Annotated in this window: 10 protein-coding genes; 4 read left to right on the top strand and 6 right to left on the bottom strand. The window is 38.8% G+C overall.

Features of this window, described 5'->3' with window-relative positions:
- Nucleotides 1-46 precede the first annotated feature (46 nt).
- The 3 genes from BMW38_RS05720 to BMW38_RS05710 all read right to left on the bottom strand — a co-directional run bounded on the left by BMW38_RS05720 (nt 47) and on the right by BMW38_RS05710 (nt 3,370).
- On the bottom strand, nt 47-529 hold the full coding sequence (locus tag BMW38_RS05720; protein ID WP_003650377.1) for an FKBP-type peptidyl-prolyl cis-trans isomerase: 483 nt from the start codon (nt 527-529) through the stop codon (nt 47-49).
- A gap of 136 nt (nt 530-665) precedes the next feature.
- Complete coding sequence (locus BMW38_RS05715; protein WP_092706488.1) at nt 666-1,952, bottom strand: NAD(P)/FAD-dependent oxidoreductase; 1,287 nt, start codon at nt 1,950-1,952, stop codon at nt 666-668.
- Nucleotides 1,953-2,050: 98 nt separating this feature from the next.
- Entirely contained in the window at nt 2,051-3,370 is a 1,320-nt protein-coding gene (locus BMW38_RS05710; protein ID WP_092706486.1) for a D-alanyl-D-alanine carboxypeptidase PBP6B, read from the bottom strand.
- A 170-nt stretch (nt 3,371-3,540) separates the two neighbouring features.
- Between BMW38_RS05710 and BMW38_RS05705 the strand changes: the two genes are divergently transcribed.
- Both BMW38_RS05705 and BMW38_RS05700 read left to right on the top strand, forming a co-directional pair.
- Nucleotides 3,541-5,244 carry a M61 family metallopeptidase gene (locus BMW38_RS05705; protein WP_092706484.1) on the top strand — a complete coding sequence of 568 codons (1,704 nt, stop codon included), beginning with the start codon at nt 3,541-3,543 and terminating at the stop codon, nt 5,242-5,244.
- 398 nt (nt 5,245-5,642) lie between these two features.
- Nucleotides 5,643-7,880, top strand: coding sequence for an NADP-dependent isocitrate dehydrogenase (locus tag BMW38_RS05700; protein WP_092706482.1), 2,238 nt, complete (start codon nt 5,643-5,645; stop codon nt 7,878-7,880).
- Between the two features lie 119 nt (nt 7,881-7,999).
- On the opposite strand, the gene BMW38_RS05695 is transcribed toward BMW38_RS05700, so the two are convergent.
- Entirely contained in the window at nt 8,000-8,788 is a 789-nt protein-coding gene (locus BMW38_RS05695) for an rRNA large subunit pseudouridine synthase E (protein ID WP_003650388.1), read from the bottom strand.
- A 196-nt stretch (nt 8,789-8,984) separates the two neighbouring features.
- On the opposite strand from BMW38_RS05695, the gene icd reads away from it, so the two are divergent.
- Nucleotides 8,985-10,241: an NADP-dependent isocitrate dehydrogenase gene (gene icd / locus BMW38_RS05690; RefSeq protein WP_003650391.1), complete on the top strand. Its 1,257-nt coding sequence runs from the start codon at nt 8,985-8,987 to the stop codon at nt 10,239-10,241.
- A 37-nt stretch (nt 10,242-10,278) separates the two neighbouring features.
- On the opposite strand, the gene BMW38_RS05685 is transcribed toward icd, so the two are convergent.
- Nucleotides 10,279-10,404 (bottom strand): hypothetical protein, encoded by a 126-nt coding sequence (locus tag BMW38_RS05685; protein WP_005038964.1) that lies wholly within the window; start codon nt 10,402-10,404, stop codon nt 10,279-10,281.
- Nucleotides 10,401-11,627 carry a YbfB/YjiJ family MFS transporter gene (locus tag BMW38_RS05680; RefSeq protein WP_213031103.1) on the bottom strand — a complete coding sequence of 409 codons (1,227 nt, stop codon included), beginning with the start codon at nt 11,625-11,627 and terminating at the stop codon, nt 10,401-10,403. Before BMW38_RS05680 ends, BMW38_RS05685 begins: the two co-directional genes overlap by 4 nt.
- Before the next feature lie 48 nt (nt 11,628-11,675).
- Here BMW38_RS05680 and BMW38_RS05675 point away from each other — a divergent pair, with 48 nt between their 5' ends.
- Entirely contained in the window at nt 11,676-12,557 is an 882-nt protein-coding gene (locus tag BMW38_RS05675) for a LysR family transcriptional regulator (RefSeq protein ID WP_092706478.1), read from the top strand.
- The last annotated feature ends 88 nt before the right edge of the window (nt 12,558-12,645 follow it).

Raw genomic sequence — 12,645 nt, 5'->3', positions numbered from 1 at the left:
AAAAAAGCAAAGCCGAAGCTTTGCTCTTATCATCTTTACAGATGAATTAGTGGTGATGACCACCCGCACCGTGTACGTGACCGTGATCTAATTCTTCTTCAGAAGCTTCACGGATTTCTACGATTTCAACTTCAAAAGTTAAATCTTGACCAGCAAGTGGGAAGTTAGCATCAACAACAATGTTGTCACCTTCAACCGCTTTAACAGTTACGATCTGAACGCCGTCATCTGTTTGCGCTTGGAATTGCATACCAGGTTGAATGTTCTCAACACCTTGGAACATTTGAGCTGGAACTTCTTGAACTAGGTCTGGGTTATATTCGCCATAACCTTCAGCTGCTGGTACGTTAACAGTAAATTTTTCACCAACAGTTTTACCTGTTAATGCATTTTCTAAACCAGGAATGATATTGCCTGCACCGTGCAAATAGGCAAGTGGTTCACCTTGAGATTGATCAAGTGTTTCACCCTCAGCGTTTGTTAATTTGTAGTGGAATGAAACCACGTGGTTATTTGCAATAGCAGTCATGTTTTTGATCCATTCAATCAATTAAAGCGTACATCATAAAGTGAAAAATAAATTTTGTAGACTACAAAATTTGAATCTTTAACACTTTTATATAATGCGTTTTTATCTAAATAGGGATGAACTTAAAAAATTCAACTCAATATAGTTTAATTTTTGGACGTACACGTCTTGTAAGTAAATCTTTCATTGTGAGTAGTCCAGCCTGGGTGTACCCGTGAATCGTTGCTTGATGTAAACGATATAAAGATACGTACATTGTTTTGGCAATATATCCTTGCACACTTACATCGCCAAGTAATTCTCCAACGGCTTTATTACGGCTTAAAGACACAAGCGAACCTTTGTCGTTAAAGCTAAACATGGGTTGTGATCGGCCATTAAGTCGAGCAGCCATAGCATCGACTAAAAAGCTCGCTTGTTGGCTTGCAACTTGAGCACGCGGTCCAAGTGGAGGATGTCTTGCATCAAGTTGGCAACGGGCACAATCACCAAATGCAAAGACATTTGGATCGGAATAGGTTTGTAATGTTGCGTAGACCATGAGGCGGTTAATATTATCGCGTTCAAAATCAGTAAAGCTTTCTAAAACTTTAGGTGCTTTTACACCAGCAGCCCAGACGGTAATATCACTTTTTAATTGATCACCATTACTAAAATAGATGGAATGCTCATCAATTTTTTCAACGCGATGTTTGGTTAAAACTTCAATGCCCATTTTTTTGAGCTGTTTTGCACTATGCTCAGCTGTTTTTTCACTAAGGGCAGGTAAGATACGCTCGGATGCTTCAATCAATGTAATTTTGACTTGGTTTGGGTGAATCTTTTTTAAACCATATCGATAAAAGTTTTTAGTGGTTTCAATTAACTCGGCAGCAAGTTCTACACCTGTTGCACCAGCACCAACGATTCCAATATTTAAAGTCCGCTGATTTGGTTGGTTTTGAGCTTCAATGTACAGATGTAATAAATCTTGCTGGAAAATATCGGCTTGTTTTCTGCTGTCGAGGAAATGGCAGTTTTCACGTACGCCTGCCGTATTAAAGTCATTTGACACAGAACCAAGCGCTAAAATAAGCGTGTCGTAACTCAATTGCTGAATATTGGTATTTTGTTCTTTAGAAACCTGAGGGGGAATTAAATCAATTAATTTTTTATCTTTATTAACCCCAACTAATGTTCCTAATACAAACTCATAGTGATGCTTTTCTGCATGTGCAAAATAGTTAGTTTGTTCTTCGTGTGGATTTAAAGAACCAGCAGCAATTTCATGAAGCAAAGGTTTCCAGATATGCGTTAGGTTTTGGTCAATTAACGTAATCTTCGCTTTATGAGTTTTCCCAAAAGTTTCACCGAGTTGTGTCGCAAGCTCTAAGCCTCCAGCACCACCACCAACAATTACAATATGATGTAAATTTTGGGTCATTTTTATCACCTAATTATTTTTCTATAAAAAAAGATGGCTGAATTATGCCATCTTTTATTTATAAAATTTATTGTGCATCTGTGCACAATTTGATGTTTTTAGTGCGAATCTACAGGGTAGAGTTTTGCAGCACTATGTTCACTCGATGAAAAAATAGAGAAGAGGCTAGAAAACCACATCATGATTCTTTGGAAAATATTGGCTTCTTCAATATGTACGTTATCTTCAATTTGAAGACTACGGATCAGCTGGTTGTTTTGATAAATAGATACTGTTGCCAAACTCATGACTTTCATTAATGGTGCAGTTAACTGTTTTTCATTTAGTTCAATGTTTACATGTGTTTGAGTCTTTTCGAGTGGAGCAATCACTTTTGGCTGTAAATTACTATCAAGTACTTGAATGCGTTGAGTCACATTGTCAAAAGTATTTAAGTCAATTGGTGCTGGGTCTGCATATAGCGACGTCGTTACAATCGTCGGTTGCTTTGTTGCGACCTTAAACATTTTTAAAGTCGACTTTACAACAGGCAGTTCGGCAATTAATTTCTGCTCAGGAATGATGACTTCATCGCGTGTGTAAGCATAAGCAAGGTTCATTAACTTATCTGCAATCTCAGCTCGTTTTACCGCACTTGGTGTACCTAAAACGATTACTAATAAACGTCTTTGAGCTAAGTCAGATGAGAATGAAGGGCGAGACGCCGTTAATGCCAAATTATAACCAGCGGCTTTAGTGTAACCAGTTTTTAGACCGTCAACAGATGGGTCATATTTCAGTGCAAGGTTTGTTGCATGATGGAAGCGTTGGTTGTAGCTAAAGCTTGGCATTTTTGAATAATGTAAATATTCGGGAGTTTGTTTAATTAAAGCCTGACCTAATAAGCTTAAATCATGAGCCGTAGTGTAATGATCAGGCATGGTAATTCCGGGAGGATTACTAAAATGAGTATCTTTCATACCCAAAGCTTGAGCTTCCTGATTCATACGTTGTACAAAGTGAGGAACATCACCAGAAATTTTTTCAGCTAAAGTCACGGCTGCATCATTCGCAGACATCACAATTAAGCCTGCCAATAGCTGATCAACTGAAATTTGTTCACCAGCTTTAAGATACATTTGTGATTCATCCCACTGCACGACACTTACTACCGGTGTTGCAGTAATGATTTCTTCTTTTTTCAGCTTTCCAGCTTTAATCTCTTTTAAGGCAATATAAGCAACCATCATTTTGGTTAAAGATGCTGGTGCACGTTGCACATGGCTATTATGCTCGGCAATAATTTGACCCGATTGAGTATCTACAATAGTCCATGCGGCGGCTTCAACACTTTCAGGTGCAATATTGAGTAACGCAGCATTGGTTAGGGTAGTGCAGAAAATACTGAAGAGGGTAAAAAGAGATAGAAAAAATTTCACGGATGACCTTAACTTTTACTGGCAAATACGGGACACAGATGCACAGCATGCTATGCCTTTTTTTTATGGAAGGCTAGTGGGAATTGTTGCCAAAAAATACATCTACGCAAGACGATACAAAAAAGTGATAATCTAATGTGAAGCCGTTCTTATTTTAAATTGAAGAATTTATGTTGCATTATCAAATTGAGTTCGATGATTACAAACAACACCTTGTTCACGTGACAATTCGTTTTTTAGCCAATCCGAATCAGGAACTTTGGCTACCAACGTGGATCCCGGGTAGTTATCTAATTCGAGAGTTCTCAAAACATATTGAATCCGTTAAAGCTTATGATGAAGCTGGACGTATGCTGGACATTAAAAAAACGAGCAAGAATCGCTGGCGTTTATTTAATACAGATCACGAATTAATGACGATTGAATATGATGTCTATGCATATGATTTGTCTGTACGTGGTGCATATGTAGACCAGACGCGTCTATATATTAATCCAGCGTGTGTCTGTTTGGCTTTAGATGGGCAAGAACAGTCTGCTTGTGAAGTCGAAGTTTTCTTGCCAGATGAGTTAAAGCATTTTCAGTTAGCAACCGGCTTAGCTTCAAAAAGTCTAGTCAAAGGGCGCTTTACTTTAAAAGCCGATCATTATGATCAACTGATTGATAGCCCGTTTGAACTGGCTGATCAAACACGCTTTAATTTTGAAACGCATGGTATTGAACATGAGTTCGTGATTTCTGGTTCGCACACGACCAATATTGATCGCTTAAAAGCTGATATTGAAAAGATTTGTGCAGCTGAAATAAATATGTTCGGTTCGGCGCCATTTAAAAACTATACCTTTATGACGATGGCAACAGGGAATAGTTATGGTGGATTAGAACATTGTAATAGCACAAGTTTGATTACACCACGTGACGATTTGCCAAAATCGAATGAACCGACTGAACCTTCTAAAGATTATCAACGCTTTTTAGGCTTATGTAGTCATGAATATTTTCATTCATGGTTAGTAAAGTTTATCCGTCCAGAAAACTTTGCAAATTATAATTTGCATCAAGAAGGCTACACCTCTTTACTTTGGATATTTGAAGGCTTTACTTCATATTATGATGACCTGATTTTATTGCGTAGTGGCGTAATTTCTCAGAAGTCTTATCTTGATTTACTCAAAGCACAAATTGATCGCTATTTGCAAAACCCAGGTCGTTTTGTTCAAACAGTTGCCGAATCAAGTTTTGATGCCTGGATCAAATTTTATCGTCAAGATGAAAACTCGAATAATGCGGGTACCAGCTATTACAATAAAGGTTCATTGGTCGCGTTATGTTTAGATTTAGGCTTGCGTCTACGTGGCTCTAGCCTTGATGCTTTAATGCGTCGGTTATATGAAAATACTCAAAATGGTATGCAAGTAAATGAGCGAACCATTTTTGATTTATGTAAAGAACTGACGGGTGATAACTGGATTGAACAGATTAATCATCTGATTAACACGACTGATGAATTACCACTTGATCAGTTGCTTCCTGAATTTGGCTTAAGCTATAGAGTTAAAACTGACAAATCTTTGCCATTAGGCTTGAAACTTGTCGATAAGCCAGAAGGTGTGCTCGTGCAAAGTGCTCGCCGTGAAAGCGCTGGAGCAAAAGCAGGTATTTCTGCCAATGATGTGATTATTGCAATTGATGGTTTAAAAGCATCCACTAAGCTTATCGAGAAGTATGCAAAACAGAGTGGTACTTATACTGTATTTGCTTTCCGTCGTGATGAGTTAATATCTTTTGAAGTCGATTGCGCTACATCTGATTTAACCGAAGTTGAACTTGTCGTTGAAGATCAAGCTAAAACTGAAAAATGGTTAAAAGCTTAGATTAAAGCTAAATAGTTTATAAAAAACCGATGTTTTGCACATCGGTTTTTACTTTTAAGTACGTCTAAATGGTGAAATCCGTTTTACCTTTGAGTTTATTTTGAATGAAAAGTATAATAATTGTCAGAACACTGAAAGATATCTCATGTAAGTTAATCATGTTTAATGCCTAAAAAGTGATCTGAATATGCGTATTACAATGACTTAGATATCAGAAAATTATCTATATATTTGAATTATGTATTATTTCGCTACGAAATGTCGTTATCACTGGATATTTCGTTGACTGGAAGGCAATGAGAGCCGATACTCTCAGGGTTTTATTTAAGCATATCGGTTCGTAGGCACTGGGCCAAAAGCTCGGTCCTCAACACTCAATCAAACTGAAGGGGCTATATATGGCTGGTGAAAAGTCAACTATTATTTACACACTGACTGACGAGGCGCCACTATTGGCGACCTATTCGCTACTGCCGATCATTGAGACCTTTACTAAGCCAGCTGGCATCGAGATTATTAAAAGTGACATCTCTGTAGCTGCACGTGTGCTCGCAGAATTCACTGAATACCTAAGTGAAGAGCAAAAGGTATCCGACAACCTTGCAGAGCTAGGTCGTCTTACACAAGATCCAGATACTAACATTATCAAACTCCCGAATATCAGTGCGTCTGTTGCGCAATTAACTGCATGTATCAAAGAGCTTCAATCAAAAGGTTATGCAATTCCTGATTATCCGGAAAATCCTGCAACCGAAGAAGAAAAATCAATCAAAGCTCGTTATGGCAAGTGTCTTGGTTCAGCAGTAAACCCTGTCCTTCGTGAAGGTAACTCTGACCGTCGTGCTCCAGCAGCAGTTAAAAATTACGCAAAAAAACACCCTCATTCAATGAGCGAATGGAAACAGTGGTCACAAACTCATGTTTCACATATGGAAGAAGGTGACTTCTACCATGGTGAAAAATCAATGACACTTGATCGCGCACGTAACGTGAAAATGGAACTTATCACGAACAGTGGTAAGAGCATTGTTCTTAAGCCAAAAGTTGCGCTACAAGACGGCGAAATCATTGATTCAATGTTCATGAGCAAGAAAGCACTTTGTGATTTCTATGAAAAAGAACTTGATGATTGTAAAGAAGCGGGTATTTTGTTCTCGCTACACGTAAAAGCGACAATGATGAAAGTTTCACACCCGATCGTTTTCGGTCACTGTGTGAAAATTTATTACAAAGAAGCTTTCGAAAAACACGGTAAGTTATTTGACGAATTAGGTATTAACGTCAATAACGGTATGGCTGGGTTATACGAGAAAATCGAAACTCTTCCAACATCATTACGTGAAGAAATCATCGAAGATTTACATGCTTGCCAAGAACACCGTCCTGCACTTGCAATGGTTGACTCGGCAAAAGGCATCACAAACTTCCACTCACCAAACGACATCATCGTTGATGCTTCTATGCCAGCTATGATCCGTGCTGGTGGTAAAATGTGGGGTGCTGATGGTAAGCAATATGATGCTAAAGCTGTTATGCCTGAATCAACATTTGCTCGTATTTACCAAGAAATGATCAACTTCTGTAAGTGGCATGGTAACTTCGATCCGAAGACTATGGGTACTGTACCGAACGTTGGTTTGATGGCTCAAAAAGCTGAAGAATACGGTTCTCACGACAAGACTTTTGAAATTTCAGAAGCTGGTATTGCAAACATTACCGATCTTGACACTGGTGAAGTGTTATTGACTCAAAATGTTGAAGAAGGCGATATCTGGCGTATGTGTCAGGTTAAAGATGCTCCAATTCGTGACTGGGTAAAACTTGCAGTAACTCGTGCACGTAACTCAGGCATGCCTGCGATCTTCTGGCTTGACCCGTACCGTCCACACGAAAATGAATTGATCAAGAAAGTACAAAAGTACTTAAAAGATCATGACACGAATGGCTTGGATATTGAGATCATGTCTCAAGTTCGTGCAATGCGTTACACACTTGAGCGTGTAGTACGTGGTCTAGATACTATTTCTGTGACTGGTAACATCTTACGTGACTACTTAACTGACTTGTTCCCAATTATGGAACTTGGTACTTCTGCAAAAATGTTGTCTATCGTTCCGCTTATGGCGGGCGGTGGTATGTACGAAACTGGTGCGGGTGGTTCAGCGCCAAAACACGTACAGCAACTTGTTGAAGAAAACCACTTGCGTTGGGATTCGCTTGGTGAGTTCCTTGCTTTAGCAGCTTCTTTAGAAGAGATGGGTATTAAAGAAAATAATGCTCGTGCTAAGTTACTTGCGAAGACTCTTGATGAAGCGACTGACAAGTTACTTGACAATGGTAAGTCACCATCACGCCGTACGGGTGAGATTGACAACCGTGGCAGTCATTTCTACTTGTCACTTTACTGGGCTCAAGCGCTTGCTGCACAGGACGAAGATGCTGAGTTGAAAGCTAAATTTGCTCCTCTTGCAAAAACTTTAGCTGAAGAAGAACCGAAGATTATTGCTGAACTTGCTCAAGTGCAAGGTAAACCTGCTGACATCGGTGGTTACTATGCAATTGATAAAGCAAAAGTAGATGCTGTAATGCGTCCAAGCGCTACATTCAATGCAGCTCTTGCAACTGTTCAAGCTTAATTACTAACTCGTTAGTAAATAGCTCAAAAGCCGGTGTTTATACATCGGCTTTTTTTATTGTTATAAAAATAAAAGGCATTAAAAAAGCCCACCTACGTGAGCTTTTAAAAGTTTAAATCTTATCGATCATTGCGGCCACGACCACGGGGTGCTTTAGCATTTGGACGAGTTGTACCATTGGTTTTACGACGAGGTTTTTCACCTTCATCCATTTGCCAAATACGTTTTGTACCAGACTTTTTCGTAGAACCGTCTTTATTCTTACGAACCATTGGTTTACCGCCAGTACCACCTGGTTTTTTCACGTATGAACGTGAACGATAAGGTTCTTCAGCTGGAACATCTTTAAAATCAGGGTAAAGCAAAGGCTCAATTTCTTTAACATCACCAGGTTTTAAACCGAGTTGAACTAAATCAATTGAACCAATTTTCGTACGAATTAAACGTAAAGTTGGAAAACCTACCGCAGAAGTCATACGACGAACTTGACGGTTACGGCCTTCGCAAATTGAAATTTCGATCCAAGATGTTGGAATGTTTGCACGAAAACGTACAGGCGGGTTACGTTCCCATAACCATTCTGGTTCACTTACTTTAATGGCTGTAGCAGGAAGCGTCATACCATCATTAAGTTCTACACCTTTACGAAGCTGCTCAAGCGCTTCTTCAGTTACATCGCCATCAACTTGAACTAAATACGTTTTGTATTTTTTATTTGCAGGGTTAGTAATGAACTGATTCAGACCACCATGATCAGTTAAAAAAACTAAACCCTCAGAGTCCATATCAAGACGGCCTGCCAAACGCAAAGTCGGGTCATCAACAAAGTCAGAGACGGTCATATGCGCTTCGTCTTTACGAAACTGGGAGAGCACGTCATATGGTTTGTTGAGAATGACAATTTTCATAAAAAATGACTTCTTCTTTCAAATAACTAGAGAAAACATTGAGGTTTATTTAAGTGAGAAATCTTATTATTTCTCATATAAATCCCAAAAATGATTAATTTCAATTAAGCTATTATGCGTTAAGAAGAGTTGAAAGTATTGTGTATCGATAATTATTTTTAGTTAATTAAGTATTATAAAAGGGAGAATTCACATAATGGGTTATCAGAAGATTGTGGTTCCTGCAGATGGCGACAAAATTAAAGTAAATGCAGACCTGTCACTGAATGTACCAAATCATCCAATTATTCCTTTCATTGAGGGTGATGGTATTGGTGTGGATATTACACCAACCATGAAAGCAGTCGTAGATGCTGCTATTTTAAAAGCTTACGGCGGCAAGCGCTCAATCGAATGGATGGAAGTGTATTGCGGTGAAAAAGCCAATAAAATTTATGGCAGCTATATGCCGGAAGAAACTTTTGAAGCACTTCGTGAGTTTGTTGTCTCAATTAAAGGTCCGTTAACGACACCAGTAGGTGGCGGAATTCGTTCACTCAACGTTGCCTTACGCCAAGAATTAGATTTATATGTTTGCGTACGTCCAGTGCGTTGGTTTGAAGGCGTACCATCACCAGTTCAACACCCAGAATTAACTGACATGGTCATTTTTCGTGAAAATTCGGAAGATATCTATGCAGGTATTGAATGGAAAGCCGATTCTGAAGAAGCTAAGAAAGTCATTAGATTCCTTCAAGAAGAAATGGGTGTGACAAAAATCCGTTTCCCAGAAGGCTGTGGTATTGGAATTAAACCTGTATCGAAAGAAGGTTCACAGCGTTTAGTACGCAAAGCCATTCAGTTTGCAATCGAAAATGATAAACCTTCGGTGACGCTTGTTCACAAGGGTAATATCATGAAATACACCGAAGGGGCTTTCAAAGAGTGGGGCTATGAGCTGGCTCTAGATCGTTTTGGTGGGGAACTGATTGATGGTGGTCCATGGGTAAAAATTAAAAACCCAAGAACTGGTAAAGACATTATCATTAAAGATGTAATTGCAGATGCGTTTTTACAACAGATCCTAATGCGTCCCGCAGACTACTCTGTTATTGCAACGCTTAATTTAAATGGTGACTATATTTCCGATGCGCTCGCAGCAGAAGTAGGCGGTATTGGCATTGCACCAGGTGCAAATATTGGTGGTGCAATTGCAGTTTATGAAGCAACTCACGGCACTGCACCTAAATATGCTGGTCAGGATAAGGTAAACCCTGGTTCTATCATTTTGTCTGCGGAAATGATGCTACGTGATATGGGCTGGACAGAAGCTGCTGATCTGATTATTAAAGGAATTTCAGGAGCGATTGCCGCTAAAACCGTAACTTACGATTTTGAGCGTTTAATGCCGGGTGCAACCTTGTTACGTTGCTCTGAATTTGGTGATGCGATTATAAAACATATGGGAGAGTAATCTTCTATTAAAAAAAGCCCTCGGTTGAGGGCTTTTTTTATTGCAAAAATTCAGGGTGCTTAGAGGTCTTCGTGATGCCGACTTTCTTTTGATAACTCTGATCTAAAGCCTGAATAATAAGGACAAAGGCAATTAAAAATAGCGGGAAGAACAGAGATTTCATGATTCGGTTTCTCCGAGAGTTGAGATATAAGTAGGACGTACAGGAAGTAAAAGGCAAACTGCAAAGAGTAGAACGATTCCACCCAGAAGAAAGAGATGTGCATAAGACCAATGCAAATGATGCAAAGTACTAATGACGACACCACCTAAAAGCTGAGTGCTAGCAAACCCAATCGTGGCCAGACTCCATAGCTTTTGATAACGTTGCTCATAAATTTGTAAGAGGCTATAAGAGCTAATAAACACCGTTGCGGGAGTAAGTAATCCTGTAAGAAGGGACGATAAAGCGAGTAAAGAAGTGGTCTGAGAAAAGAAAGGTAAAACAACAGCTAGACAGTAAATGGCATATAACCATTTAATGGTGTGTAAATATCCTATTATTCTGCTTAAGCAATAAGCGACAAATGCACCAATGCAGCTTCCTGCTCCATAGAGAACCCAAAATAAATTCCTTTGCTCTAATGAAAAATGCAAAGTTCCAGATAAATAATCCATCCAGAATAGAGAGTGAGGAATATAAGCAAAGGCACTGCACATATAGACAATAATAATGACAAGACCTAAACGTGATTTTTGTGAGGCTTGCAGGTTGGTAGAATGCGGCTTAATCATCTGAGCATTATTACGACTTAATAATTGATAAAGCAGTACGCTCCCTAATATGGAGATGGTCGCAAAAATATCCCAAACATAATGCACAGGTATATTTTTAAGTACAGGAATAAGAATGGTGGCAGATAACACACCCACGCCAATCCCGCTAAATCCTAAAAAATTAACTTTTAATCTTTGCGTGGTGGGAATGTATTTCATGGCAAAGCTTGGGGCTAAAATCATAAGTAAGCCGCCAGCAATACCAGAAACCGTACGCCAGAAAATGAACCATACCAGAGGCATATCCATGAATGAACAGCATAGTAGGCTGAGGCTACCGGCAATAGTTGAGAGTGCGATCATGGATGGGATGTACTTTTCTTTAATACTCAATAACGCCAATAAGGCACCAATGAGATATCCCAATAAATTTGCACTCCCTAAGAAGCTGGCAAAATCATGGGTCCAGTGGTACTGCTCAATCATGATAGGCATGAGCGCAGTATAGGAAAATCTGAACACTCCAATACCTAAACAAGTTGCCAAAAAGACAAGTAAGCTCATTCGATAAAACGTAGACATGAGAAGACTCTCAATTTTTTTATTATTAAAAGCTAGTTTTGTGATCATTAAAAATGATTTAATAAGATTGTAGTTATCTTATTTTGAGATAGTGTAATGTTGTTAAAGTCACTAGAGTTTTTCTTGGCGGTCGCAGAGAGTGGAAGTTTTTCATTGGCTGCACAAAAAATGTATACCGTTCAATCGAATATCACGAGCCATATAAAAAAACTTGAAGAAGAGTTGGGGGTGATTTTATTAAATCGCCATAACCCAGTGACGCTAACCAATGCAGGACAACAGCTACATAGTTATGCCGTTCAAATGCTTGCACTACACCATAAAGCTAAAAAAATCTTTCAAGAAGGTGGAATTGATCCTGCTGAATCAATCCGACTTGGAAGTATGGAGACCACTGCTGCGATACGTTTGCCGCAGTTACTTAATCAATGTATGCAGCAATATCCTACTTTACCTATTGAGCTCCAAACTCATCCGACACGTTATTTGTTAAATGCTGTACATCAGGGTGAATTGGACTGTGCTTTTGTAGCATCTAAACATTCCATTCCTGAGTTATATAGTTTTCCAGTGTGGCATGAAGAGCTGGTTCTGGTTTGCCCTAAGCAACAAGAGAGCTTTCCAGACATGGCAACCCTTGCAAAAACAAGGTTTATAGCATTTCGGCAAGGTTGTTCATATCGACATGCCATAGAGCTTTTCTTGAATGACTTTAGTATTCCACCTTCGCAAATTATGGAAATGGGAAGTCTGGACGGTATTGTGAGTTGTGTAGAATTGGGTGTTGGTTTTGCTTTATTACCTAAGTCTTATCTGGCAAAAGTTGTGGATAAAGTGTCCGTCAATTGTTTTGGCCTAAATACGGAATCTGCTTTTTTCACTACATATTTAGTTGCCCAGTTACCAGAAACATGGGGAACCAATTTAAAGCAATTTATTTATTTTATTGAGCAACAATTTGAATTAAAGGTTGCTTAGGTGGAGGCTGATTTTTATACATAAATATCTTACGTAATTTATAAATTAAAAGTGATATATATGTATTTAAAAGTCATTTTATATTCTC

This window comes from Acinetobacter sp. yr461 (assembly GCF_900110445.1).
GTDB classification, from domain to species: Bacteria; Pseudomonadota; Gammaproteobacteria; order Pseudomonadales; family Moraxellaceae; genus Acinetobacter; species Acinetobacter calcoaceticus.
The sequence above is the reverse complement of the archived record's forward strand: the minus strand, read 5'-3'. Positions and strand labels throughout refer to the sequence as shown.

Excerpts from the sequence above, each read along its gene's own strand:
- BMW38_RS05715 (WP_092706488.1), bottom strand. The coding sequence starts at position 1,952 with ATGACCCAAAATTTACATCATATTGTAATTGTTGGTGGTGGTGCTGGA.
- BMW38_RS05695 (WP_003650388.1), bottom strand. The coding sequence starts at position 8,788 with ATGAAAATTGTCATTCTCAACAAACCATATGACGTGCTCTCCCAGTTT.
- icd (WP_003650391.1), top strand. The coding sequence starts at position 8,985 with ATGGGTTATCAGAAGATTGTGGTTCCTGCAGATGGCGACAAAATTAAA.
- BMW38_RS05680 (WP_213031103.1), bottom strand. The coding sequence starts at position 11,627 with ATGATCACAAAACTAGCTTTTAATAATAAAAAAATTGAGAGTCTTCTC.
- BMW38_RS05705 (WP_092706484.1), top strand. The coding sequence starts at position 3,541 with ATGTTGCATTATCAAATTGAGTTCGATGATTACAAACAACACCTTGTT.
- BMW38_RS05675 (WP_092706478.1), top strand. The coding sequence starts at position 11,676 with ATGTTGTTAAAGTCACTAGAGTTTTTCTTGGCGGTCGCAGAGAGTGGA.
- BMW38_RS05720 (WP_003650377.1), bottom strand. The coding sequence starts at position 529 with ATGACTGCTATTGCAAATAACCACGTGGTTTCATTCCACTACAAATTA.
- BMW38_RS05700 (WP_092706482.1), top strand. The coding sequence starts at position 5,643 with ATGGCTGGTGAAAAGTCAACTATTATTTACACACTGACTGACGAGGCG.
- BMW38_RS05685 (WP_005038964.1), bottom strand. The coding sequence starts at position 10,404 with ATGAAATCTCTGTTCTTCCCGCTATTTTTAATTGCCTTTGTCCTTATT.